Origin of the sequence: Pseudomonas caricapapayae, assembly GCF_001400735.1 — a bacterium.
Lineage (GTDB): Bacteria > Pseudomonadota > Gammaproteobacteria > Pseudomonadales > Pseudomonadaceae > Aquipseudomonas > Aquipseudomonas caricapapayae.
In genome coordinates, this window is sequence record NZ_LJPW01000053.1 from 1 (window position 1) to 26,028 (window position 26,028).

At 52.2% G+C, this 26,028-nt stretch carries 16 protein-coding genes and 9 pseudogenes; 10 read left to right on the forward strand and 15 right to left on the reverse strand.

All coding sequences use genetic code 11. From position 1 onward, the window contains the following. Positions 1-29 precede the first annotated feature (29 nt). Positions 30-2,057 (reverse strand): DNA topoisomerase III, encoded by a 2,028-nt coding sequence (locus tag ALO80_RS07005; protein WP_055008417.1) that lies wholly within the window; start codon positions 2,055-2,057, stop codon positions 30-32. A gap of 290 nt (positions 2,058-2,347) precedes the next feature. Between ALO80_RS07005 and ALO80_RS32455 the strand changes: the two are divergent. After that, positions 2,348-2,976, forward strand: a pseudogene (locus tag ALO80_RS32455) (tyrosine-type recombinase/integrase); the annotation flags it as partial. A gap of 115 nt (positions 2,977-3,091) precedes the next feature. On the opposite strand, the gene ALO80_RS07015 reads toward ALO80_RS32455, so the two are convergent. Beyond that, positions 3,092-3,541 (reverse strand): hypothetical protein, encoded by a 450-nt coding sequence (locus ALO80_RS07015; protein WP_055008419.1) that lies wholly within the window; start codon positions 3,539-3,541, stop codon positions 3,092-3,094. 905 nt (positions 3,542-4,446) lie between these two features. On the opposite strand from ALO80_RS07015, the gene ALO80_RS07020 reads away from it, so the two are divergent. From ALO80_RS07020 to ALO80_RS29175, 4 genes and pseudogenes are all read left to right on the forward strand, one after another. Next, positions 4,447-4,875 carry a CesT family type III secretion system chaperone gene (locus ALO80_RS07020; protein WP_055008420.1) on the forward strand — a complete coding sequence of 143 codons (429 nt, stop codon included), beginning with the start codon at positions 4,447-4,449 and terminating at the stop codon, positions 4,873-4,875. Positions 4,876-5,230: 355 nt separating this feature from the next. Continuing rightward, positions 5,231-5,974, forward strand: coding sequence for an ADP-ribosyltransferase domain-containing protein (locus ALO80_RS07025; RefSeq protein ID WP_162491667.1), 744 nt, complete (start codon positions 5,231-5,233; stop codon positions 5,972-5,974). A 5-nt stretch (positions 5,975-5,979) separates the two neighbouring features. Next, positions 5,980-7,119 (forward strand): hypothetical protein, encoded by a 1,140-nt coding sequence (locus ALO80_RS07030; protein ID WP_055008422.1) that lies wholly within the window; start codon positions 5,980-5,982, stop codon positions 7,117-7,119. A 71-nt stretch (positions 7,120-7,190) separates the two neighbouring features. Continuing rightward, positions 7,191-7,386: pseudogene (locus ALO80_RS29175) on the forward strand (hypothetical protein); the annotation flags it as partial. A 517-nt stretch (positions 7,387-7,903) separates the two neighbouring features. Here the strand turns inward: ALO80_RS29175 and ALO80_RS29180 are convergent. Continuing rightward, a protein-coding gene (locus ALO80_RS29180) for an IS3 family transposase (RefSeq protein ID WP_211372080.1) occupies positions 7,904-9,123 on the reverse strand; the annotation gives its coding sequence in 2 pieces (ribosomal slippage) (positions 7,904-8,778 and positions 8,778-9,123; 1,221 coding nt in all). A 103-nt stretch (positions 9,124-9,226) separates the two neighbouring features. Between ALO80_RS29180 and ALO80_RS07050 the strand changes: the two are divergent. After that, a pseudogene (locus ALO80_RS07050) lies at positions 9,227-9,676 on the forward strand (recombinase family protein); the annotation flags it as partial. A gap of 182 nt (positions 9,677-9,858) precedes the next feature. Here the strand turns inward: ALO80_RS07050 and ALO80_RS07055 are convergent. From ALO80_RS07055 to ALO80_RS07065, 4 genes and pseudogenes are all read right to left on the reverse strand, one after another. Beyond that, positions 9,859-11,054, reverse strand: a pseudogene (locus ALO80_RS07055) (IS91 family transposase). A gap of 44 nt (positions 11,055-11,098) precedes the next feature. Continuing rightward, complete coding sequence (locus ALO80_RS07060) at positions 11,099-12,115, reverse strand: phosphatase domain-containing protein (protein WP_055008425.1); 1,017 nt, start codon at positions 12,113-12,115, stop codon at positions 11,099-11,101. Positions 12,116-12,608: 493 nt separating this feature from the next. Next, a complete protein-coding gene (locus tag ALO80_RS31940) occupies positions 12,609-12,797 on the reverse strand; it encodes a hypothetical protein (protein WP_223813475.1) in 189 nt (62 codons plus the stop codon). 47 nt (positions 12,798-12,844) lie between these two features. Beyond that, positions 12,845-13,447, reverse strand: coding sequence for a hypothetical protein (locus tag ALO80_RS07065; protein ID WP_223813476.1), 603 nt, complete (start codon positions 13,445-13,447; stop codon positions 12,845-12,847). Between the two features lie 362 nt (positions 13,448-13,809). Here ALO80_RS07065 and ALO80_RS07070 point away from each other — a divergent pair, with 362 nt between their 5' ends. Further along, entirely contained in the window at positions 13,810-14,028 is a 219-nt protein-coding gene (locus ALO80_RS07070) for a carbon storage regulator (protein WP_055008426.1), read from the forward strand. A 173-nt stretch (positions 14,029-14,201) separates the two neighbouring features. Continuing rightward, a complete protein-coding gene (locus ALO80_RS07075; RefSeq protein WP_223813477.1) occupies positions 14,202-14,609 on the forward strand; it encodes a hypothetical protein in 408 nt (135 codons plus the stop codon). A gap of 326 nt (positions 14,610-14,935) precedes the next feature. Here the strand turns inward: ALO80_RS07075 and ALO80_RS07080 are convergent, their stop codons facing one another. The 7 genes and pseudogenes from ALO80_RS07080 to ALO80_RS32465 all read right to left on the reverse strand — a co-directional run. Then, complete coding sequence (locus tag ALO80_RS07080) at positions 14,936-16,549, reverse strand: methyl-accepting chemotaxis protein (protein ID WP_055008427.1); 1,614 nt, start codon at positions 16,547-16,549, stop codon at positions 14,936-14,938. Between the two features lie 183 nt (positions 16,550-16,732). Continuing rightward, positions 16,733-17,353 (reverse strand): annotated as a pseudogene (locus tag ALO80_RS07085) (recombinase family protein). Between the two features lie 1,032 nt (positions 17,354-18,385). After that, a pseudogene (gene pilM, locus ALO80_RS07095) lies at positions 18,386-18,822 on the reverse strand (type IV pilus biogenesis protein PilM). A 31-nt stretch (positions 18,823-18,853) separates the two neighbouring features. Continuing rightward, positions 18,854-19,363: pseudogene (gene pilV, locus ALO80_RS29195) on the reverse strand (shufflon system plasmid conjugative transfer pilus tip adhesin PilV); the annotation flags it as partial. Beyond that, positions 19,266-19,619 (reverse strand): hypothetical protein, encoded by a 354-nt coding sequence (locus tag ALO80_RS07100; RefSeq protein ID WP_083493172.1) that lies wholly within the window; start codon positions 19,617-19,619, stop codon positions 19,266-19,268. The pseudogene pilV and the gene ALO80_RS07100, both read right to left, overlap by 98 nt. A 220-nt stretch (positions 19,620-19,839) precedes the next feature. After that, positions 19,840-20,712 (reverse strand): methyl-accepting chemotaxis protein, encoded by an 873-nt coding sequence (locus ALO80_RS32460; protein ID WP_375233047.1) that lies wholly within the window; start codon positions 20,710-20,712, stop codon positions 19,840-19,842. Then, positions 20,698-21,753: pseudogene (locus ALO80_RS32465) on the reverse strand (methyl-accepting chemotaxis protein); the annotation flags it as partial. The pseudogene ALO80_RS32465 and the gene ALO80_RS32460, both read right to left, overlap by 15 nt. Before the next feature lie 665 nt (positions 21,754-22,418). On the opposite strand from ALO80_RS32465, the pseudogene ALO80_RS29200 reads away from it, so the two are divergent. Further along, positions 22,419-22,673 (forward strand): annotated as a pseudogene (locus tag ALO80_RS29200) (IS66 family transposase zinc-finger binding domain-containing protein); the annotation flags it as partial. A gap of 126 nt (positions 22,674-22,799) precedes the next feature. Continuing rightward, positions 22,800-23,060 (forward strand): hypothetical protein, encoded by a 261-nt coding sequence (locus tag ALO80_RS07110; protein WP_055008431.1) that lies wholly within the window; start codon positions 22,800-22,802, stop codon positions 23,058-23,060. 492 nt (positions 23,061-23,552) lie between these two features. Here the strand turns inward: ALO80_RS07110 and ALO80_RS07115 are convergent, their stop codons facing one another. Then, positions 23,553-25,496, reverse strand: coding sequence for a putative bifunctional diguanylate cyclase/phosphodiesterase (locus ALO80_RS07115; protein WP_055008432.1), 1,944 nt, complete (start codon positions 25,494-25,496; stop codon positions 23,553-23,555). Positions 25,497-26,028 lie beyond the last annotated feature (532 nt).

Genomic DNA, 26,028 nt, shown 5'->3' on the forward strand with positions numbered 1-26,028 from the left:
TCATTTGCGAGCCCGCCATAACCATTGCCTCAAGCGTTCTTGGCTGCTGGGATGCGCGCCTTGGTGCCCTTGCCTGAGGTTTTTTTCTTCGCCGGACCAATGTTCACTGTGCCTTTGCATTCCGGATACCGTGTGCACGCCCAAAAGCTCCCTGAGGAGCTTTTACGCTGAGAGGATTTAGCGTTGCACAATGGGCATTTTGGACCTTCGGGCACATTAATCGATAACGTTGTGCTTTTATACTGATCGACGAGCCTGGTGATCCAGCTCGATTGCTTGGCAATAAAGTCATCGAGCGTCAGCGTGCCTTGTTCGATCATTGTCAGCGCCTGTTCCCAGATCGCAGTGGTGCCGGGGTCGGCCACGGCAGGAGGGACCGCATCAATCAGTGAAAATGCTGCGTCAGATGCCCGCAGTGCCCGACCTTTCTTGATGAGGGACCCTCGGTCGATCAGGCCTTGGATCGTGGCCGCCCGAGTAGCCTCAGTTCCAATGCCTGTAGTTTCTTTGAGCTTCTGAGCCAGCCTTGGGTCCTTGACCAACTTGGCAATGGTCTTCATCGCCTTGATCAACGTGCCCTCGGTGTAGGGCTTGGGTGGTTCTGTCTTCATTGCCTTCAGCTGCAGGTCCTGGATGTCAGATCGAGAACCAACCTGCAGCATTGGCAAGGTCTGGGACCGGCCTCCACTTTCCTCACTCTCTTCCTCGCCCTCGAATGAGCCAGAAAATAAAATTTTCCAGCCCGCTACCACTATTCGCTTGCCCACTGACTGGAGTGAAACTGCATTGGATTCAAAGGTCGCCACGGTACGATCGTATTCATGGTGGGGCAGAAATTGCGCAAGAAAGTGGGCTCGGATCAATTCATAGACCTTGCGCTCCTTCTCTGACATTGCTGTCAGTTTTGTGGGTTCCAGGGTCGGAATGATTCCATGGTGGGGGCCAGTGATTTTTTTGTCGTTCCACGCACGGGAGCGTTGCTCCGGATCAATCAGCAGTAGCGTCTTACCAATGTCGGGATCCGTTCGGTTCAGTGCGTCAAGGACCATCGGCACTTCATCCAGCATGCTCTCTGGCAGATAACCGCAATCAGTTCTGGGGTAGGTTGTGGCTTTGTGGGTTTCGTAGAGGGACTGTGCGATGTCGAGCGTCTCTTGAACTCCGAGCCCGAATTTAGCTGAGCACACCTCCTGCAGTGTGCTCAGATCGAAAGGGAGCGGAGCGACATCCCGGTCACGCTCGGTCTCTACAGAGAGGGTTGTAGCGGCCTGGCTATTTTTCAGAGCATTGAGCGCGGCAGTTGCCGCACTCTGATCAAGGCAGCGGCCGTCCTCATCTACGACTGACTCATCTGCGACCCACTTAGCCAGGAACGAGTGCCCGACAGTCCGGAGCTGGACGTCTATACCCCAGAACGGCTTGGGTATGAAGTTTGAAATTTCTCGATCCCGGTCGACCACTAGGCGAAGGGTAGGGGTTTGAACGCGGCCTACTGAAAGGACACCGGTGTAGCCGGCCTGTCGTCCGAGAAGAGTGAACAGCCGAGAGAAGTTCATACCGATCAGCCAGTCCGCTCTGGAGCGTGCCAGCGCCGACAGGTACAGCGGATAGGTCTCAGAGCCTTGCTTGACACTGCTGAGCGCCTGGCGGATGGATGCTTCATTGAGCGCAGACAGCCATAGTCTTTGAATCGGTCCCCGATAGCCACAATACTCGATCAGCTCGCGCGCGATCATTTCTCCCTCGCGGTCAGCGTCCGTCGCAATAACGAGCTCGGTGGCATGTTTGAGTAGTTGCTTGACGATTTTGAACTGGCTGGCCGTTTTCGGCTTGACGAGCACTTTCCATTCCGCAGGCAGGATTGGAAGTGAGTCCAGGCTCCAGTTTTTCAGATGCTCGCCGTAGGCATCGGGAGGAGCTGTTTCAAGCAAATGACCAATTCCCCAGGTGACGGCCACACCATTGCCTTTGATGCAGCCGTCACCTCGTGTTTTGGCTCCGAGTACAGCGGCGATGTCTTTACCCTGGCTGGGTTTCTCGCACAGATACAAACGCATAAGGTCTCCAATGAGGATCTGACTCAAAGGAGAAACAATGACTGATTGAAAAGTGATGCGCCTTAGAAAACCTTACATTGGTCCCATGGGTTTGGAATGGAAGGGTAGATGCGAGATTGGACTTGGACGCTCTAGTCATTTCCATGCAATTCAAGTGCGGTAGTAGCATGGACTTCCCTGCTCTACCGAGCCCCGGAGCTTGCCGGTTAGCTATACACATCTCCGATTGCAGGCTAGGCAAACAACCGTCTGTCTAAACTATATGACAGCCGCCCAACGGGGAGGGGGGCATCCGGTGCAAACTGGCTGCGCTGGCCAGTCTCTTCGACCAATTCCTGGAAAACAATACGGTCGTTGGCGCAACCCTGTGAACAGCGTCAAACGATCCCCGTACAGAAAGCAACGAAGGCAAGACTCCCGCCCTCGGCAACAATGCTTGATACTCCCAACACAGACATCATGAAAGAACTGCGCGACCGTGCGATTCTGGTCGTGCGTACCATGGCCTGCGCAGCGAAGACGCGGGACAACTGCACCTTCGACGTGCATGAACGATGCGGCATCAAAAACTTGTGGATCTACGGCAAAGGAAGCAATATGCACTTTTTGCACCTGCATCCCGTGGCCGCCGAGCGCATCTACGTGTGCCTGGAGCAGGATATTGAATACGCAACGAGGCCCGGTCCGTCGTTTCGCTCCTGCGAGGCACCGTGGGCGAGGCCTATGCTAAGAACGCCGGCATAGTCGTCGAGTACCCAGGCGTGCACGGTCTGCACGCAATCGCAGCGACCAACGGCCTGAAGCATGATGCCGATATTACCAAAGTGCAGATGTGGCTTTGGCACTCGAACATCAGTACAACCCGCTTTTATCACAGGCGAGGTAAGCGGCAGATTCGCCGACCTTTGAATTGAAAATACTGCCCCAAAGGATTTTAGTCAATACAGCGCTATTGATCCTAAATTCAAGCCATTACGTACGGGCAAAGAAAGCGCCCATACCTAAGCCAAAGCGGCCCACCTTTAGACCTTAAATCAGGATTGCATGCTTAAAATGGGTCTAAGGAATTTTTGATACTGCGGCCAGGAGTTGAAAACTTTGAGATCGACTGTCGGGTTATCAATAGTACCATTTAGCTCCACAAGAAACACACTATTGCCCGTCTGGATGATGCGCTTAGCATTTTCACCAATAGATCCACAGGATAAAAGGTAGCCAAGAGAATTGTACGCGATAATGGAACCCTTATGAGCGGCAGATGTGTTGAGTAAAGGTTCTTCTGGAACGTCAGCGATCATCAGCATAAGCGCCCTTAAGTGATGTTTCTCGTCGTCGAAGCCATCGGTGACCTCCTTGCAAATTCTTAAGACATCAGCGATATGAGACAGGAGTATCTCATTTACATGGGCGAACAAGCCATAAGACGTCAGCAGGACGGTGCCAAAGGTAGGCGGATTTTTGGGGTAGTATTTATAGGTTTGCATAGCTATCTCTAGTTTGAAATTGGAAAGCCTACTGAGTTCAAGAAAACGTGCTATAAGTATTTTTTTTGCCTCTACTCTGATGCGCTTTTAAACTGAGTTACAGCTTTTAGATAAAAGGTCAGATACTTTCTTCAGTAGCATGAAATTTTTAGTGGCACACAAAGGGATTTGGTTCAATGGTCAGCCAGATCTGATGGCTATTTTTGATCTGTATCAAAAAACATTGACTTATGCTGGTCGTCTAAGGTAGCGGCCTGTCCTCGGTATGTTTTGTCGCCGGTTATATTCGAAGTCGACGAAAATCCGAAAGCTCGAGAGTAGGGGGGCTTTGTTTTCCATTTATTTTGATCACTAGAAACATCTCATAGTAGCCATTTCCCTCATTATAGCCGCACTACTGCTGTGTTGGAGTGAGTAATCTTGTTTCTTAGATACTGCTATATGTCATGAGGTCGGAAGCCGGCGCTGGTCATCGCTCTTTTGGATATGGCGTTGTATCAACGCAACATGAGTCGTTCGTTCCATTTCGCTCCTGCGACCACAGCTCTGATGTCAAAATCAGGTGCCTGCTATATTTGTGAGGGGGGAATTTTTTAAGCTTGGAACCGATTCGCTCGCGCTGACCACTACATGTCAGGTTGATCTATACTTAAAGCGGATACACCGAATGCAGTAATTCTTTAAAAATATCGTTATTTTTCTAGAAAATTGACCGCAAACGATAGCCTAATGTACGATTTTTTCCGAATTCTGCGGGCTCCCGTCGATATGCTTTTTTTAGGAAAAACCGAAGAAGCGAAAGCTATCCTGACACTGGGGGAGCACGCAGAAAGTTCACGTGGCCTGGAACCTTACGGAGGTTCCACGCCACCAAGTGTTCATTCGAACCTAAAGGTATTCACATTATGCGCACATCCGTTAATGGTCTGCTTGAGCACGGCCTGAAGACCTTGGGCTTTGATACTTCGGCGTTGCAGGCCTTGCGCGACGACGGTTATTTACTGTGGCAAGGCAAGGATAAGCAAGCCAGTCTTCTGGTTCCCTCTACTGACGGCGACGCGCTTTTCGCTATCTGTACCTTGAGCCGTGTCGATCCCGAGCACGACGGACGTCTGCTGGCGCTTGCATTGCACCTGAACCTGTCTCCTGTCCACACGATGAACGCATGTATAGCACTTGATGTCGAGCAAAACACGTTGTGTCTTCGCTACACACATGACCTTGGCGGGAACGGGGCAGATACCCTGTTGCTTGCGCTCGAAAACGCCCAAGCGCTGGCTGGACAGATCAAGCAGGTAATCGAAAACTTTAGGCACGATCAGGGGCGCCGGTAAATGGAGGTTGGTATGAAAATATCCGACTCCACATCTTCTGCAAACACCCCAACGGATTCAGCGCAGAAGTCCTCCAAAGGACTGCTGAGTGGGTTGGCTCGCAAATCAGCAGAGTGAAGGGAGAAATTGGTCCCCAGAAAAGCAAGGTTAGCTCGTTCGATTGAAAAAATCGGCTTGAAAAATGAGAACGGCGCGAATGTGTTAATTTTTCAGCGTTTCTTTACACTTTAAGTGAGTGATTTTATTTATGGGTAATATTTGTGGTACTTCTGGCTCCAATCATGTGTATAGTCCGCCTATTAGCCCTCAACATGCCTCTGGTTCGTCTACACCGGTGCCCAGTTCTTCTGGGACGATGCTTTCTCTCACTCATGAACAAATATTAAACCAGAACTATGCTACAAATATAAAGGGGAAATATCGCACGAATCCTCGAAAAGGACCATCTCCTAGGCTTTCTGATACGCTGATGAAGCAGGCGCTGTCTTCAGTGATCACACAAGAGAAAAAGCGACTTAAAAGTCAGCCAAAGTCAATAGCCCAAGATATTCAGCCCCCAAACAGCATGATTAAAAATGCACTTGATGAAAAAGACCGCCACCCTTTTGGTGATTGCTTTTCAGACGACGAATTTCTTGCGATCCATCTTTATACGAGTTGTCTTTACAGACCGATCAACCATCATCTGCGGTATGCCCCGAAAAATGATGTCGCGCCTGTTGTCGAGGCAATGAAAAGCGGTTTGGCCAAACTTGCTCAATACCCTGATTATCAGGTGTCTGGTCAACTGCATAGAGGCATCAAGCAAAAGATGGATGATGGTGAAGTGATGAGTCGCTTCAAGCCGGGTAATACTTATCGTGATGACGCGTTCATGAGCACGTCGACTAGAATGGATGTTACAGAAGAATTTACTTCCGATGTCACGTTACATCTGCAGTCCTCATCAGCCGTCAATATAGGCCCCTTTTCAAAAAACCCATACGAGGACGAAGCGCTCATCCCGCCCCGGACGCCTTTCAAAGTAACCGGTCTGCACAAGCAGGACGATAGGTGGCACGTCCACTTGAACGAGATTGCAGAGAGCTCTGACGAGTGACTCATATGATGAAAACAGTCAGCAATCACTCGATACCCAGTACAAATCTCGTCGTGGATGCGGGAACGGAAACTTCGGCGCAGAGGTCCGAGCCGGTTTCCAGCGAAATCCAGCGCAACAGCGAGATTGAAAAAGCAGTCATCGAACACATTGTCGACCACCCGGCAGCGAAAATGACAATAAGTGCGCTGGTTGATACGTTGACAGACGTTTTCGTCAAGGTTCATGGGGAGGTTAAGGGGTGGGCCGAAATCGTTCAGGCAGTTTCTCGCCCTCATGACAGTAATCGACACGGCAGTGGAGTACTCAGCCCGCGCTTTGATGTAATGGGGAGTGTTGGTTGGAATGCGGCAGCTATCCGGGCCACCAGTCGCGTCGGGACGCTTCGAGAGAAAGGTACACTGTTCACTAACCTTATCCTCAGTAACAACTTTAAACATTTGCTTAAACGAATGGTTAGCGATCCAGCTTTGCAGCAAAAGCTCGACCGTGTGGTAGACCTCAACTATCTGAAAGCTTGTGAAGGCGATCTTTATGTCATGTCAGGGTGGGCTGCACGGGCTAGCGAAAGTCGTGAACAGATTGGCAGAGCCCGGTATGAAACGGCATCAAATCTTAACCAGGCGCTGATCAGTGCGCGCGAGTTGGCTTTTCATCGTCACAATCCGGTTAATCATCCGTCTGCCCAAGCGAAAGTGGGCTTTAATAAGGGGTTGCCTGAGGAATCTGATCTGCAGATTCTGAGAGGCCATGGCAGCAGTGTATGGAGTGTAAAACCGAACAGCGATTTCGCAAAGCGTGCTGAAGTTTCTGCAAAGCCGATTATCGCCGGCCCGTCCGGTACCGCTTCGCGCATGCTCGCTGTTGCGCGTTTTCTGGCACCGGCTTGTTTGAAAAGCCTGGGTATTGAGAGTGAGCAGAATCTGAAAGAGCTTGTGCGGTATGCGTGCTATGCCTATTTCGGTCAGGACGGCCACCATTCGATGCTTGAAGTGAATCTGGGTGTCGCTTCCCATGGAATGCCGGAACAATGGGACGACACGCTGTATAACGAACCTTTCAGTAATTCAATTAAAGGTCGCGGGTTTGGTATAGACAATCTCGCGCAAAGGCAAGTCGTCAGGCAGGCGGCTCAAAAGTCATGAGCCATTGAGCCTCTCAATAAACGTCTTGTGCGTATCGCTCAGGTCAATAGTTGAATTTCCTTGGGCCTCACAAGGCGGGCAGCAACAGTACCTGACTGACTTGGCCGCGGCAGTCACCTTTGAAAGCGAATTCGCGGCACATGATGGAGCACATCGAGCAGCTAAGGATTTTTATAACTGGTGGCCCTGCCCGAATGGCCCGACCGGGAGATTCATCAGAACAGCTTGCTCAAGCTTGCCCGTGAAGGTCCGCAGGGTCTTGGCAAGAAGGCAGCCTGCGGCTGCAAATTGTGGAAATTTTGAAATCGGTTATCATAGCCGAAATTGAGTCGATACCTCGTGAGCACAGGCTTACACATGGTGTCAGAGACCAAAAAACGTAAATGGGCGAGCCGGGCAAAAGCCAAGGCAAAGAAGATCCATCTCCAACGCGCCAGGTATACCTCCTTCGTTCCCGATACCGACTGTTCCTTCGGTGTCTGTAACGACCTGCAATCGAAATGGCCTCGACCTGCAATCATCGCGTTTTTCGACCAGGATTGATTGCGTCTATCCGAGCCGGCAAACCGGGATTATTTGCGAATGAACCTGCATTCATCTGGTTCGACCAGCAATCGACCGTCATGAACCGGAATTATTTGCGAGTGACCACTCGCGGCTTCTGTCTCATTTAAGTACACCCTTGTGAGACGCGTGACTAAGGCGCTTTTTGCGTCTCAATAGGGTGGCTTTTCATTTTTGATATGGTGGACTTGCCCCTACCAGACCGGACACCAACTCCCCGTTAAATTGATGCTGCTGCCAAACGCCTAAATTCTCGCGGCGATCTATATTTCAAAGCGCTGTGTGGATGCTGCTCGTTGTAATGCTCGAAGGCAATCGTCAGATTGCGCAGCGCCGTTTCTCGATCCGGTTTGGGCATATGCGCCACGTAATCACGCTTGATCGTCTTCACGAAGCTCTCGGCCATGCCGTTACTTTGCGGGCTGCGTACCGGTGTGGTCACCGGCTGCAGGCCGATCTGGCGAGCAAACAGACGCGTCTGCTCGGCGATATAAGCCGAGCCGTTATCGCTCAACCACTGCACCGGCGTGCTCGGTAGTTGATCCCCAAATCGCTTCTCCACGCTTTCCAACATCAAGTCTCGGATGTCGTCACCGCTGTAGCCCGTCGGGCTGGCGACCCAGCCGATGGCTTCGCGGTCACAGCAGTCCAGGGCAAAAGTCACGCTCAACTTCGCACCGTCGTCGCAGCGAAACTCGAAGCCGTCCGAGCACCAGCGCGTATCGCTGGTAGTCACGGCAATTCGGCCTTCATGCCGGCGTTGCACGCCAGGTTGCTTAGTGCGTCGTTCCAGCAAGAGATTGTGGTCGCGCATGACGCGGTAAACCCGCTTCACATTGATCGGGGCCAATAACTGGACTTCACGCTCGCGGCGCAACAAGCCCCAAACACGACGGTAGCCATAGCTCGGCAACTCGCTGACTTGCTGCTTAATCTCAGCGACCAACTCCGTATCGTTCACGAGCCGACGTCGCCGTACTTTGGGCGATACCGATTGCTTAATTCGAACCGTTAATTGCGAGCGCGACACACCGAGACTTTCGCTGACCAGTTTCACTGGTCGTCCCCCGGCAACAAGGGTGAGTGCGCAATCCATTTTCGCGACCGGGCGATCTCCACTGCCTCTTTTAGGACTTCGGCTTCCATCATCTTCTTGCCCAGCATCCGCTGCAATTCGCGGATCTGCTTGAGCGCATCGGTCAGTTCCGACGCAGGTACAACAGCCTCGCCAGCACTGACCGCTGACAAGCTTCCGTCCTGGTACAGCTTGCGCCACAGGAACAGCTGGTTGGCGTTGATGCCGTTGCGCCGGGCCACCACGGACACGCTTTGTCCAGGTTCTAGGCTCTCTCGAACCATGGCCAGCTTCTGGTCGGTGCTCCAGCGGCGTCGGCGTTCCTGGCCGAGCAGCTCGCCACCCTTATCGTTGCTGTTAGTCATAAACATACCCGTTTGCCTATCCCTTATCTTAAGGGGGGAACGGTGCCCTGTCTTTCATGGGGCTCGTTCATATGGTAAGTTCTCAGCTTCTAGAGCCTAGACGATGGCCCTTTACGGATACGCTCGTGTTTCCACAAGCGATCAAGATTTCGTTCTGCAAGAAAAAACTTTGCGTGAAGCGGGTTGTGATGTCTTGCGTGCCGAGAAAAAAAGTGGGGCCAGCCGGGTTGGTCGGACGGAGTTGAAAACACTGCTCGATTTTCTACGCCTTGGCGACACATTATTGGTGACGCGTGTTGATCGTCTCGCACGAAGCATCAAGGATCTTCAAGACATCGTTTATACACTCAAAGAACGTGGGGTTAGTCTCAAGGCGATGGAGCAACCAATCGATACGCAGAGCGCAGCCGGAAAAGCATTTTTGGACATGCTGGGCGTATTCGCTGAGTTTGAAACCAACCTGCGACGCGAACGGCAGCTTGAAGGAATTGCTGACGCTAAAGCTCTTGGTGTTTACCGGGGCCGCAAACCGTCGATTGACCCGCTGGAAGTTCATGCATAGGAATTTCAAAACGCCTATGCATCAGGCTGACGCTATGGAAGGAGGCGTCATACCTTCATAGCGATGCGTAGGAAGACGCAGGGATGTTACTCTTTTAGTGAAAAGCCCTATAAATAAGCATTAATGCAGGTTGTTTCACCGATAATCCTAGGTGCGGATGCATCTTCGCCCTATCAGGGCTTCACGTACCTCATCTGCGCGATCGCCTGAGCGTTGAGGACCAGTCCCTGCACCGTCAGCCCGCTGATTGTCGCCGTGTATACCATCCGCGCGCCACACAGCACGCAGCGGAACGGATCGACGTTTAGAAAGGCTTTGGCCATCTGCGCAAAATACAGTTTTGGTACCGGTCCTGGCGTCGCCATCTTCAGTGCTTCATAGACCTTTGGCAGGTACTGCCCGCAGACCCTATTGGCCAGAAAACCAAAATACCGGATCATCCGGAAATGCTTTTCCGGGATATGCTGTACCACCCGGCGTAGCATGTCTGCCTGGCTCACCGTTTCCTGCTGATAGGTCTGTGTGCGGTGATCCAGGTAGGTGAAGCTCAACGAGGCTCCAGACGTGTAATGCGCCAAACGGCTGCCCGAGATGGGCGGTTTTTTAGGTAGCGGCCCAGGTAATTGGCGGTCTTTCGCCCGTTTTCTGTCTTCGTCGACAGGTAGATATGCCAGTGCTGACCGCCGGCATTGAGCACCAAGTGTCGCCGGTCACTTTCATGGTTGATGTGCGCCAACTCGGGTGGCAGCGTAAGCTGTCCCCACAGCCCGAGCAGGGTGTTGCGCACATTCCACATCCAGCGACGGCGCATCGCTTTTTCGTGAAACGCCAAACTCTTCCGGGCGCCCTGCTCATCCAGACCACCGGCAGTAGCAGACAGGTGCATATGAGGGTGCCAGTTGAGCCGTCGATCATAGGTATGGAGAGCGCCAAACAACCCAATGTGCAGATCGCGCCGTTTTCCCGCATACAGCAGGTTGTCGGCCGCCAGACGAAACAGCGCATCGAGCAAGCCACGGTTGTAAAAGAACAGCGACCACAGCGTGTCGGGCAGCGTGAACACCAGATGCTGCCAAGGGCATTAGGGCAGACGGTTGTTTTGCACGGCGATCCACTGATCGGTAGCCTTTTTACCGCAGGAAGGACAGGCGCGGCAGCGGTAGGTGTTGCACAGGTATTTGACGTGTGGGCAGCTGTAGTTGCTGCAGGAGTAGTGTTTGACGCCCAGGATGGAGGTGCCGCAGGCGAGCATTTTGCTGATCGACTTCACTTCGATTTGGCGCAAACCGCCGGTCTCCAGCAAACCTGCCCAGCAGCCGCTGGCCGTGAAGAGGTTTTTCAACGGGCGCGGTTTGAAACTGTTACGCATGTTGGGACAGATCACTGATATTTTGAAAGCAAAGACCCAGCCAGTCAGCGTTGTTGAGAGGGGGTAGTCGGGTCGGCGAGCCATTCTGACCACGAATGTGGTGCTCCTTTGGGATTTTGTTTAGCGTATTCGTAAAAGAGTGAGATGAATTCCAAGCGGTCATTGCGCAGATTGGCACGCCCTTCGTGGGTGACATCTTTATTGAAATCCAGCGCACGACCGGGATTGAAGGCAAGCTGGCGCTCTATCAGGTCATGGAACGACATCTGATGAGCATTCTTAAGCATGTCATGCATGGCGATGAAGATACCTGTGCGGCCTTGGCCGACGCCACAATGAATATGTACCCGACCGTGCTCGGGTAACGCGCGCTCCATGGCTACGAATAGGTCCACGTCTTCCGAACGCGGCCCCATGTGGTCGGTCACCATCAAACGCAAGTACTCTGCGCCAGTGGACTTCACTAAGTCTTCTTCACTGGAAATATCCGGTTTCTTAAGCACTACCTTACGAGGATTCTCCAGCCCGTTTTTGGCATCCTTGCGGTGAATGATCTCGACTGTGGGCTGTTGCTTGAGCGCAGCGATGCGAGATTGCTCATCAGCGATCACGGCATTACGACTTTTACCTACGTTCGCCCAGTTGTTGCCCAGTCTCCAAGTACATGGATAGCCCCCAACGATCGCGTGAGATTCTTCTCGTACATCCAATACCACGACGGGTCTTTCGGGTGTGGGATGCAAGCGTTGCACCTGCTCTAAACTGGCAATACTGGCACTGCCGGAAATGTGCAGCGTGTCCCAGCCGTTCTGGTTGAGATGTTGAGGGAGGATGAAATTGTCCGAAGAGCGGAAGTTTTCCAATTCTCCTGGTGTGCGGTCATAGAGGAACACGGGCTCACCAGTCGGCCGCTCCGGCGTAGTCAGCGCTTGTTTGAATTTCGCGATCGAGTTTCGATAGGCGTCGGGTGTCAAGCGTGCGTAGGCTGATTTGGTCTCACTCGCTGAAGCCTCATTAGACAAAGGAGTAGTGCCACGAGGAGTAATGACAGGGCTAGTCATGGATTGGATTTCTTGGATGAATGGATCTCATCCGTGGTGTATACCATCCCAACAGTTCCAAAATCGCGCAGGTGCATGTGAGCAGGCGACACCTGGCCAAAGCGGATACGGACCAATTTGCAGCCGCAGGTTGCCTTCTTGACGCCGAGGCGTCAATCTCTATCGGGCTAGTTGACTGAATCTTGACCGCGGCCATTGTGCTGTGGAACAGGGGGTACGGTGGAGCAATGAAACAGAAAGTGGAATTAAGCAGTATCTGCCCGTAACCATCGTGCTGCCTGGTCGGCTCGATTAAACCACCGTCTTATGGACGCCAAAATCCTCAGTTTTTCCGTCGCATTTAATCTTGGCCGACTGCGCTCGATTGCAGGTCGAAATGAATGAATGCGGGTTCGTTTGCAGTCAATGCTGGTTCGCGGGGCCGGCTAGACGCAATTAATGTCGGTCGAAAAACGCCATCATTGCAGGTCGAGGCCATTTCGATTGCAGGCCGTTACAGGTAGGCGCCGACAAAGAACGCATGTACCTGTTCTCCGGCCTTGATCGCTTTCTCCAACTCATCAATTTCTGTCAGAAAAGCCTTTCGGCGTCGGGGCTCGTCGATACGCTTCTGTGGGACATACGCCCAGATACGGTATCGCTTCTTGTTCACCCACACCAATTCGGTAAAGCGTATGCCCACGCCTTTGCCTGCGTATAGTCGTAGATCATCGATCAGACCGTGATAGATCAGTCCGGTTTCGTCTTGGAAATACTGGATTTCTTGAAAAAGCGGGCAAAGGTTTTGGTCTTGTCTGCAATGGTCAAGAGCTGGTTCTTGCTTGCGTTATCTTCGGACAGGTAGCAATCCACCACCAAATCCAAATAGCGCGTGCGGGTACTCGTCTTTCGCCTGCTGCCACCGCTTGTCGAGGTGGCCCCGCTGCTGCCTGTCTCATCATCAGTCCCGCTTGTCGTGGTTTCGCCTCCCCCGGCAGCGCCTTTACGGGGACAAGGAGCTAAATCTAGCTCAGTTGGGAAGTCGCTGGGTTTGAAGTCGTCCTCTTGCCTCGCTGGCGAGCGGCTCGGGCCACTGGATGCGCCAGGCTGTAAAAAATCACAATCCGATGCATGTGTATCTTTAGTGCGAAAGTGCAGCGCCCGTTTTGATTTGCGTGCCATGTATATACCGACAGGTGTGAGTAGTGCGCGGCAGCGCTGATCCTCGCAGAGAAAGGTCAACTCTTGTGCATAGTGCTCGCCGTCTTCGTTGGTATAAAGATCGCGTGCTTGGTAGGGCGACAACAATTTTTTGAGTTCTTCGCAGTGGGCGCGGCCAAACTTCATCGCCATGGTGGGGGTCTCCATTCGTCATAGGCGGTAGAAATACATTGTCAGAGCCTGTTTCAGTGGGGCTTGAGCAGCTTATTTATCGAGGGGGGCGTTCATGATTCTGGCAGTATGTTAACCGTAGGAATATTTTATCACGTCTTAGTTAGGGGGCGGTTCCGGCTGGGGGGCAAAATGACACCCTAATCCGTTGGGTTTACTCGTTGGGGCGTGTGGTTCATCATTGTGTTGGGCGGCTATTCTTACCTGTACCGTGCCAGGGACGGTTACTAATGGCTGGTTGGGCTCTTAATAGCTTGGGCTGGCGTAGCGCACACAGCCAGCGTTCCAGGGCATTCTGCTGAAACCTGTAATAGGAAACTCGTATGCTTCTTCTGACTCGACGTGAAGGTGAAAATATTATTATCGGTGATGACATTCAGATTCAGATTTTAAGCGTTTCAAAGGATCCTGAAAATGTACGCATCCTGGTTGAAGCCCCGGACGTTGTTGCGGTTCAGTGCAGTGACGTTGGCAGCCAAGTCACCGATCGCAAACAGGGCCCTGTTGTTACTCATAAGCAAGCGCGGCGCGTCATCAGGTAAGAAAATGACCGTGCTCCTCGGTCCCCTTTTTGTCCCGATCACAGGAGAGAACATTGCAGATTTTTGATGATTTGAAGTTGATGGCTTAGCCGACCAGGGTGCTATTCGATGAGGAGGATAATACGCCAGAGCGTCTGGCTTTCGAATTGGAGGTCAATGGTGAGGGGATGGTTATGCTCAGTCTTGAGCAGATGCTAGACGCGCTATGGAGTTTGGAGGAGGCAAAGTTGGTGGCACCGTTAGCTTCCTCCTGGTGGAGCAAAGCCGATCTCAACAAGCAATGGGGTAAACCCGTTGTGACGGCTTCTAGTAAGTCGAGGTTAGAGAAGTTAGACATGAAATTTGCCGCAGAGCATGCCAAGAAGGCCACGAAGGCGATAATGTCACCGTCTATCTTAGAAATGGCGGAAGACGAAACCGGTGCGCCCTATCTGCTACTGGAGCAAACCTTGTTGCAATGTGTGTACATAGCAGAACAATTGGGTGCCATTCCGCCATTGGATGAGAAATGGCTAGCGCGTTTTATTTCGCCTTCGCTACGTCAGTGGTCACAGATTCAGAAATCCACGGGCCTTCATTAAAGGTCGGTTCTGGTTGGGGGCGAAATGACACACTAAGCCGTTTCGCGATGCCTGCGCACGATTGCAGTGATAGTGTTTTTGCTGATACCCAGGTATCGGGCGATCCAGTATCCAAGAGGCTTGCAGGGTGAGCGTCAGGTCGACAGACGGGAATTCCGGAGAACCCCTGTGCGGCGAAATCCGCCCGAGCTCCTGGCGCATATCTCACCGCTGGGCTGGGCGCATATATTGCTGACAGGACGATATCTCTCGCCCAAAAGCGAAAAAAACTTAGGGTGTCATTTTGCCCCTAGCCGGAACCGACCTCGTGAGCGCGAGCCCTACACCTATGTACTCAATCGTGAGATGACGTCATTTAGACCCATAGATAGGCCACTCAGGTTATTACTCGCTTCCTGAGTACGTTTGACGTTGTCCTGATTGGTACTGGCGATAGCCTTGATTTCTACCAAGTTGTGCGTGATATCTTCAGCCACAGAGGTCTGCTCTTCTGCAGCTGTGGCGATCTGTCGGTTCATATCGCGAATCGCCTCAACGGCAGACGTGATGTGGCGCAGCGTGATGCTGACGTTATTAACCTGCTCGACGCCTTCTTCGCTGCGAGTCTGACCTCCCTGTATAGCGATCACCGCATCGCTGGCACTGCTCTGCACCGAATTTATGATCTGATTGATTTCTGCGGTAGACACTGCCGTGCGCTGGGCTAGAGTTCGTACCTCATCGGCAACTACCGCAAACCCGCGACCGGCTTCACCGGCCCGTGCCGCTTCGATGGCCGCATTGAGCGCCAGCAGGTTGGTTTGTTCCGCAATACCACGAATCACTTCAAGAACTTTGCCGATCCGCATGCTATCGGTCTCTAGGTGCTGAATCACGTTCGCAGTGTTGCTGATTTCATTGCGCATCAGACTGATGGCGGTCATGGTTGACTGCATGACCTTTTCGCCCTCCTTAGAATAATGGTCGGCATCATCTGCGGCCTTGGCCGCCTGAGCCGCATGCCGGGCAACTTCTTGCGCTGTGGCCGACATTTCGGTCATAGCTGTAGCCACTTGATCGGTACGCTCGAACTGCTCGTGAGTGCCTTGGGCCATAAGAGTCGCAATCGAGTTTAGCTCGTTACCGGCTGCGTCCAGCTCGGAAATGCTGTGTTTGAGGTGCTTGAAGGTATCTGTCAGAAAGTCACGCAAAATATTGGCGGCTATAGCCAGCTGACCTACTTCGTCCTGACGTGTAATGTCGACGCGCTCGCCAAACTTGCCTAGGCTCAGTTGCGAGATATAGCTAATCAGCATCTGAATCGGCGCGATCAGGCCACGATTGACCAACAACAATGTGAGCAGCCCAACAATGACAGCCGAAGCAATCATGATCAAAGTGCCAAATAGAATCGTTTGGTCCGCAGCGTCGCTGATCAGCACCGACTGTTCGTTACTGCTCTTATGCAGGCTTTCCACCAGTTGACTCATTTGTTCGCTGACCGCTCGATCCACCCCTTTGACCGCAACGTCACCGACCACTGGATCACCACCGGCCGCGACAAACGCCTCACGTCCTTTGCGATAAGCCAGCCCTAGCGCCTTGTGTTCGCTGATAAGCGTCTGCACTTGGCTCTGTGTCGAATCTGAAACACCCTGTGCTTTCATCAGCTTGTCAAGAGTTTCCTGAACCTGCTTTTCTTTATTCTCGAATTGCCCCCAGACAGTGTTCAGGTCCGCCGACGCCTTACCGCGCAACAGTACATTCTTCCATTCCTGGACCTGAATCTTGAATTTCAAATTGGCCTCATCGACCAATTGCGAAACCTGCACCGGCCCCTCAAGCAACCCGCGATAAGATTTTAAGTTATTGGAAAGGAAGTAAAAACAGGTCAGCGCGATCAGCAACACCACGATTCCTCCCATCATGGCAAGAACCTGAATGCGAAAAGATTTAGCCATTAAAAATACCTCATGAAGGGATTACGGCGGTGCGCAATCTGAACATTTTTGACCACGTCGTAGGACGTAAGAAGAATGGTTTTTACAATATCTGCTACCTATCGGCTTCAGAAGAAAATTCTTAATGAGCTTTATGCATACGGACGCCAAATTGCTCGACAAGTGCCTATAGGCCTTAACCGACTAACGTTGCGCCAGCTCGTAGCGGACCTTCATGACGGTCGTCGTTGAACACGCAGCGTGCCTCGCTACTGCGCGGATACCGAGACCCGCAGCCAGCAGCTCACGCACTCGGTTACGCAGTTCTGCGTCTACGGGTCTGCCTTTGTAGACGCCTGAAGCTTTTGACTTCTCAATCCCTTGTGCTTGCCGCAGTCTTCTTTGTTGATAGTCCTTCCTGGCGATCGCGGCCATCATATCGATCATCATGTAGTTGATGGCCGCCAGCATGCGGTCGGTGAACTCGTCCCCCGACTGGGCCGTCATGCCTTGATGACTGGTAGGGAGATCCACAGAGACGATCCGTATGCCTCGGTTATTGATTGCTGCCTTCAATGATCGCCAAGCCTGGTCATCCATCCGCGACAGCCGATCGATGCTTTCCACCAGCAGCACGTCACCTCTGCGAGCATCTTTGAGTAGTCGGATTCATTCCGGGCGGTCGGCATGGCTGCCACTGGCATTTTCCATGTAGCACGATGCAATGGCTTTGCCGTGGCTGGAGACAAACGTTTCCAAATAATCACGTGCTCGACTTGCGTCTTGGTCATCGGTCGAGGCTCGAAGGTATGCGCGAATGAACATCAGTAGAACTGTCCCATTTTGGGTGCAGTCAAATTGGGTGCGTGTTAAGTGCGCAAACCGGAAATCTTGTCGTGCTGATCTTAGTGTCACTTGGGGTGTACTTAAATGAGACAAAAACGGCGAGAGGTCACTCGCAAATAATTCCGGTTCATGACGGTCGATTGCAGGTCTAACCAGATGAATGCAGGTTCATTCGCAAATAATCCCGGTTCGCTGGCTCGGATAGACGCAATCAATCCCGGTCGAAAAACGCGATGATTGCAGGTCGAGGCCATTTCGATTGCAGGTCGTTACAGCTAGGGACGGGGCTGGCGATCGCTACCAATGGTACGTTCTTTGCTGGTCATTCAGTTAGGACGAGCCCAGCATTTGTGATCTTCGCTACACCTTTATTCAGCGACCCTGCGTCAGCAGAAATCACACTGTAAAGACCAGGCGTAATATCACTCGTTAGCGTGCCGCCACACTGTGGGCATGCTGGATTCGCCAGAATCGCCAGTTCTGCGGGATGTCACCCGGCGGCCAAACCTTCTGACAATCCCCTAGACACGCGTGGCTATGTGCGCCCTGATTGGCGCTGTAGATGAGGTTCCCTCTGGTTTTCTCCTCCTCGTTGTAAGGGCGAAAGCTCCCTCCTGCTGAATTATCACGCGCTGTGGCAGGCATGACCGTGCAAAGATTTTCTTCAACCCACCAGTTTGATGTGCAGTGTCGGCGGGCCCTGATTCGCTGTCATCAATAGCGTCTGGCGCATCGCATAGGGGGCGTGCGGCCACCCTTTGGGAAGCATGATTATTTACACCGACAATCGCTTCGACATAAAAACCAGGCTCACGCATGTGTCGCGATATGCCCTGACGTAACGCTTCCATACCTGCACTGAGGATTTCTTTGGCGAGCCCTCGATTTCTGTCATTATCAGTAGTTGCACATCCAACGCCAAAGCACAGCCTGACCTCAATCGGGCCTGCTTGGATGTCGTGCCAGCAGCGTGGTGGCTGGCGATGGCTAGGGGGAGATGTCGCTCGTTCCTCATTGATATGCCACAGCTGCTCCGTTCGGTACGCTGGCTGGCAAAGCGATACCCACGTAGCCTGAGCTCGGCGTGAGCAGGTTACCGGAGGTCGCAGTGCCGATGGCCAGCGATCCCCTAGTCAAATTGATCATCTCTGAAACAAGACCGGGAGGAGGGGATCCGAAGAACGCGTAACTTCGTCCAGCATCAATCACTCCCTCCACTCCAGAATAACGTGTGTACCAGGTGGGCAGATCCAACTGGTTATCGGCCACCGTTTCTGATGCAGCTTTGTGAGCGTATGCATACTCGGCCAAGGCATTTCTGTAGACGAGGACGTTATGAGCGATGAGCGATATTTCCATTGGGCGCTCTGTTCTGCCTGGCGTGTCTTCTCATAGACCATACCGAGCACTGCCGTAATCACCACCATTGCAAGCCAATAAATGTTCACTCTTCGTCCTCGATGACTGCTATGAGTCTGGTCAGAACTGGCAACAAAAAATGGTGGCGTAGTCGTTCTGGCCGACCACGATTCCTGGGGTACTGCTGAGTCGTTGGCCGGAGCCAGCCGTGTCCCAACCAACTTTCGTGTAGCCGACTGGGCATGCATAGGTAGTGACGTCGTTTGCGTCGTAGCCGGGGATGGTTTTTGCCGTACAGGTAGGGGCACTGGAGCCATTCACCACCCAGACCTGGTTATCACACGAAAGCGATCGCCCCGTACTGGTACGTCCAACCATACCGTTTGCAGCACAGGCCGTGCCGGCAGTTGCCACGCCATTAAGCTGCAGGTATTCACCGACGGTCGCGCGACGTTCCGAAGTCACTGTCCCTGCTCGGATGTCCCCGGTGGTGTAGACGTTCTTGTCGCCGTAGACCCGAACCCAGTCCGAGTCACTCATGTACCAGCCACCACCCCATTTTTCGTTGTACCAGCCGGTGTCGCCCTGGGTGCGAAACCAACCGCCTGTGACAGTTGTTGCCGCTGACCGAAAACTGACCCATTTCAGCCTGAAGATGACTGAGGGTGTCGGCTTCGTGGGTGATCAGCTCGGTATGCCTTTCATATTCATTGCCTACCCGAAGGGTGACAATCAGCTTGGGTACAAAATTCTTGTTGGTCTTGCGTCTGACTTCTGATGGTACCGGCTTTTTGGTCGCAGCTGGCGGCTGGGCCGGTGGGGTCATTGAACGTTTGGTACGCTCGCCCGAACCAAACAGTGCCTGCCGCATTTCTTCTTCACTCATATTCATTCTGACTTCCCATGATTGTGAGCACATTATGCCTTCAGCGACGGATTGGCGGCATGATCGATTTGCAGAGTATTCTAATTCATTTCATTGATGTACGCGATTGCGGTATTAAGCGCTCGATTATCTGGACGCCTCTAGGCTTTGCAAGAATTGAATGTAAAGTTAACCGCCCCTAAAAAATGAGCGGTTAACTGCGCGTGAAAGCGTCAATAGTTTATACGGTGAATCTGTTGGTCATCTCCTGCAAGCGAGCGCTGACTCTTGCAAGCTCAATGCTTGAGGTCGCTGTTTCCTCACTAGCCGCAGCGGTTTGGTCTGAGATATCGCGGACATTGGTTACGCCTTTCCCTATTTCTTCGCCGACGCTACTTTGCTGTTCGGTCGCAACGGCTATCTGCTCATTCATCAGTTCGATCTCATGAACTGACGTCGTAATGTTCTGAAGCATCTCACTGGCTTGCCTTGAGAGGTCGACGCTGCTGTCAGTCAGCAGCAGATTTTGCTCGAGGACCTGCGTCATATGGTCTGTACTGACCTGCAACTCGCTGATTAGGACCGCGATCTCATCCGTCGAAGTTCGGGTTCGTACAGCAAGCCCCCTGACCTCGTCTGCAACTACCGCAAAGCCGCGCCCGGCTTCACCCGCACGGGCAGCTTCAATAGCGGCATTAAGCGCCAAAAGATTGGTTTGATCAGCTACTGCTTTTATGACATCCAGTACCCCACCGATGCTTTGGGCATTGCCTCTAAGCGCTGCCATAGCCGTTTTGGTCGTATCCATTTCAAGAGCAAGCGATTCAATTTGAACACGGGTTTTATCAACGACCTGTCCACCCTTGACTGCCAGCTGACTAGCGTTCTGTGCAGTATTTACAGCATGTGCGGCATTTCGAGAAACCTCATGCGTAGTGGCTGTCATTTGCTGCATGGCCGTAGCGATCTGTTCGGTTTCCAGCTTCTGAGCATTCACTCCAGCACTGGTTTGCTCTGTGACTGCGGAAAGCTCCTCTGCAGCGCTCGCCACCTGAACAACGCCATCTTTCATTTCACCGATTAGGTTTCGAAGCCTCGACGTCATATGCAGCATGCTGCCTTGCAAAACACCCAGTTCATCCTTACGCGTAACCGAAGCGTTGTACGTAAAATCTCCCCCGGCGACAATTTCAACGATCGTCACTGTTTCTTTGAGAGGCTGAACAATCGAGCGAGTAATCAACCAAGCGGCTAGAATGCCGAAGACGATAGACAAAATAAGCCATAGCATGATTTTACTCTGGGCGTCATTCGCATCAGACACGCGGAACTCGTTTTGGATTGCAGTCATTTTATCCGATATATCGAGTATTTTTGTAATTGAGGAAGTAATACCTGCTTGTGCTTCATCAACTTTAGTTTGGGCCGCAACCAGCGCCTCCAGCTGCTTGCCATAATCGGCAAATACGCGTGCTAAATTTTGAACAGTTGCTGCTGAGGTGCTTACATTTTCAAACTCATCAGTTTGAGTGATCACGTCACCTATAGCTTGACGAACAGTGCCCTCAGCGCTGGTATTGGGAGAGGCCGTGTAAGCCCGAAAGCTTGTACGCATTTTTTGAACGGAGATGAAGAGCAGGGTGAGTTTTTGGCGCTCCTGAAATTTCCCAGTCTCGGAATTTGCAGAGTCTGCAATCTTTAGGAGAAGATCATTCGCACCCTCAGCTGAGGCTGCAGCCACAATGCGCAATTTCTCTCGATCTCGTGTAGCCCCCACTGCCTCATCATAAAAGCGGCGATAGCGCTGCATCGTTGACTCTGCCTCTTGGAGCAAAGCGACATTCGCCTCCGAATTAAAACGAGGCGTTATAGCTTTTAATTGCAATTCTGTACGCTCTAACGCCGCCATCCATTTTGCAGCCTGAGCGTCATCTGCTTTTATAAAATATACCAATCTTTCGATACGCATATCCCTCGCGATGGAACTGAAGAGAGATATGTCTCCAATTCGCTCACTCCGATCTTTTAATACTTCTGTTGCTTTCCATCCGGTATAAGCCATTGACAGAACCATGCATATTAACAGAGAAAAACCCATTAACAATTTAGCTCGAACTGTCATGTTGCTCAGCAAACTCGATTTGGTGTTGAACATTTGTTTACCCTCATTACGATTGTAATAATTTCAATTGCAAGGCTCTCTATACCAGATGTCTGAATAATTGCCGACGCATCGGTATAAAACCATAAGCTGACAGCACCTTGTGGAGAGGGTTGGCATCAGAAGCTTAAGGTTCGAATAAGATATAATGGCTAACTATTAACTTAGGAGGCCTTCCTGCAGGCATCTGGGCCGCTCTGTCGGGCGATCACAACTGGAATCGATTTTTTTGGTCCATGAAGCTTGCGGTACGCAGAATGGCGTTGAATTGGCCATGGGCAATTACTCATTAGAAAGGCGCGAATGCCAATCCATGGCCAGTCGCCATTTATATCGGACACATTCAGCTTTTCTGTAGTTTTTTTGCAAACCGACCAGTGGGTGTTATGCGCGGCCCTTCTGGCGCGCACTTCCAATGTGGTAAGTATCAAAATATCTAATCCTGACTTGTTGGCGGCGATGCCGAGTTGTCCCAGTTGCTAAGACATTAATGACTATGCCCAGCGGCTCGCCAGTCACTATAAATGTTGGGTGCTGAAGGCTTAGAAATGGGATAGTTTTGAGTCAGCAACCGGGTCAAGACAACCTCGGCGACCACATTAAGGGAATTCAATCTTGCTCGCCTACCATTTAACAGCGGTCGGAAGAGTAACGCGAAAAAGCCCGAATGCATTGCGTTGCCAATCGAATTTACACGCACGTTGATTTATCACGAGTCTGAAAACACTCACTGCCAATTCGGCTGGGCCCTAAAGCGCATCGGTGAAGACGCCAGCGAGAAGCTGGATTACACGCCAGGTGTGTTTTCCGTTGAGCGCTATGTCCATGGCAAACGGGTCTGCGATGACCACGAAACACGAATGCAGGCACCCGTTCCGGCGCAGGTCATTGACAAAGGCATTCCGACATCTGGAAAACATAAACTGCGTAGCATTCGTTCGACGCCACCCATCGCCAATCGCTCAAGCATAATATTGCTATGCCGACACACAATGAGATAGCTACAGTGTCAACAATCTTGATGAGCTGAGAGACCGAGAATGAACGACTCAGAAAAGCTACTGAACGATTATCGTCTGATTGCCGAAACGCTCCTGGAATTGAAAGGGACCCATATCGTTAAAGATCCGACTGTGCTGAATCATCTCGTAGAGCTGGAGTCCGCCATGTGCGAGCTGAACGCAATGCTGACAGAACTCCAGCACGAAATAGCCCAAAAGGAAGCTATAACCCAACGCGCTCGCCCTCGGCTGTACCTGGTGAAGCGCTCAACGAACAATCCACCAGCCATCGGTAGCTAATATTGCAGCTTCGCAGCCGGGGCTCAGTTGCTCTGACTACGCAGGATCTGCGCGTCGGCCTGATAGGCGAAGGTGTCGAGCAGCTTGATGGCCTCTCCCAAGCATCACAGCGTTAGCCCTGAGAAGATCTTGACCCAGACTTCCAGGGTGTTCGAGCCGTGTGGGATGATGACTGCGTGCATGATTGTTACCGCTGATGCAGAATTGACCCAACTGCCCGCTTAGTGTTGCCCCATAAGTGTTCAGCCCAGAGTCAGGCCTGCTAACGCTTTACGAAGTAGAAGCTTGGGTCACCGAAAGTTCGACAGTTGGGTCAATTCTGCATCAGCTGCACCAGGTCTGTTTTGCCTTGGCTTTTGCCCGGCTCTCGCGCTTACGCTTTTTGGACTCTGACGCCATGGGTAGGCCTGTGCGGATGAGGTCTCGACTCCGATTCAGGGCTATCGTAACCGATTTCGAAATCCCACAATTTTCAGCCGTAGGCTGCCAGGTTCAGTTTGGGCGTACATCCGGCGTTTCAATCCACACCAGTGTCTCGTCGAACGTTATCGGCGGACTATAGAAGTTGCCTTGCACCATTGTGCAGCCCAGACTCGTCAGCATATTCAGCTCTTCCTGCGTCTCGACACCCTCGATCACGCAATCCAACGACATGTCCAGACTCAGGGCTACCAGCGACTTGACGATCTTGTAACTGATCGGATTGTCATGCACGCCCGTCACAAAACTGCGAGCAATCTTCAGATTGGTCAGCGCTAGGGCGTGCAACTGACTGAGACTGGAGTAACCGGTGCCAAAATCGTCAAGGGAGATGCCGCAACCTAGCTGGCGAAACTGGGCAATCGCCTGTTGAACCTGCCCAATGTCCTGCATGACGGCCGTTTCAGTGATTTCCAGATCAAGTCGGGAGGCGTCAAAACCACTGTTTTCGATTATTTCGACAATTCTTTTGACGCTTTCCCAAGTCGCGCAGTCATGGGCCGACAAATTGAACGACAGCCTGATCGGCGACGGCCAGGACAGTGCTCGCTGCAGTGCCTGCGTCAACAAAGGAGCGGTCAGCTCGTTGATCATGCCGATCCGCTCGGCAATCGGTATGAAATGCGCAGGCGATACTACGCCGAGTTCTGGACTGTCCCAGCGTGCCAGCGCCTCGAAAGCCACTGTTTCGCGTGTACAGCTTTCTATGATCGGCTGAAACAAGAGATGAAACTCCGTCTCCAGGTTCGCCCGCCGCAATGCCTGCTCGGTTAAGCCATCGGCATTAAGTTGCTCACGGTGACTGGCCGAAAACAGGCAAGTGGATCCGGGGCTGTGGTTCTTGCCTTGATAAAGGGCGTAGTCGGCATTTTCATAAAGTTGTGCCGCATTGTCGGCGGTAGCCGGAAACGTCGCGAACCCTAGGGTCGCGCCGATCTGGATCGGGATTTGCGAGACTTCGAAACTTTCATGTATCAACGTGCAAAGCTGCTTGCCAAACATCAGCAACGCCTCGTCACTGATGTCGCCCTTGACGACCAGTGCGAACTCGTCACCACCCAGCCGCGATACCTGCACGGTATCGCTGACAATGGTGATCAGTCGGTCAGCAACCAGCATCAGCAGCCGGTCGCCAACACTATGGCCATAAAGATCGTTGACCGGCTTGAACCCGTCAAGATCCAGCACACCCACTGCTAGCCCGCTCCGGTGTAGCATTGCCTCGCTCATTGCCGCATCCAGTGTCTGGAAAAACTGCCGACGATTAGGCAGGCCGGTCAGGCTGTCCCGGTTGGCCAACAACAGGTTCGCGTTGCTCAGTTGTTCAGTCTTGAACTGGGCGTTCACCAGGCTGGTGAAGTCGCGGTACTGATGGCTAAGAATGATCAGCATGCCGATTGATACTAGTACGATATTTGCCGCCGTTGCGATAAACGTGATGTTGTGTGTCGAAACGAAGAAAATAACGAACGCTGTGTTGACGATCACTGCGGTAATCAAGGCGGCAGATTGCAAATGCATCATGCAGAAAATGCACACAATCACGGTGATACCCATGAAAAACGCCACTTGCGCCTGGGTATAGGCATCGCCATAGGGGTACATCGACAAAGACCACGCCGCAAATGCGGCGGAGATGATACCCACCAGCCTATTGGTGCCGCGCAGCGTCGCCAGAATCTTACTTGAAGCTGGCGGCGTCTTGTTTACCGTAAGTAGCCATTTGCGCGCGCGAATGCCGCACCCAATAGTGAGGACTGTCGGTACCAGCAACGTCAGCCCCATCGGGGCAGTTGCCCAATGGGTAAAGGCAAGCGCCCAGGTGTTGAGCAACAGCACGAAGTACATCAGCGGCAGTTGTCGAGACAATGCGATGTATTGAGCTTGCAGCAGACGAGGATTATCGGAGGACACGGACATCAGGGGGCACAAAACACCCAGTAGTTTTTTCAGCATCGCAAGGCCTCTCTGTCACTACAGTCAAAGCGCACGTGCCTTGCTGCTCATCATGCGAGCCAGGTTGTAACCTGCTCACCTGTAATGTTCTCGGCAGCGGTATTTAATTCTTTACGGTAAAATCGAACAGGGCAGCCCGGCGTTGTAAGCCGGAATCCCAGAAATTTCCGTCATGGGCGGGAAGCGAGTCGGCGCGAATTGTCGCCAAACAGGTGTTTGACGACAACTTGTGATCAAGACTGAGCATAACCATGAGCTCACCATTGACCTCCAATTCCCAGGCCAATCTCTCTGGCGTATTGTCATCCTCATCGAATCGCGCTCTGGTCGGCAACCCATCAACTTCAAATCATCAAAAATCTGCAATTTTCTCTCCTATGAACGGGACAAAAAGGGACCGAGGAGCACGGTCATTTCTTACCTGATGACCGCCGCGCTTGCTTATGAGTAACGACAGGCCCCCCGTTCTAAGGACGCAGCTCACCGCGTGCGACGGTTTCTGGAACTGAGAACGAATAGCGTCCATGGTAGA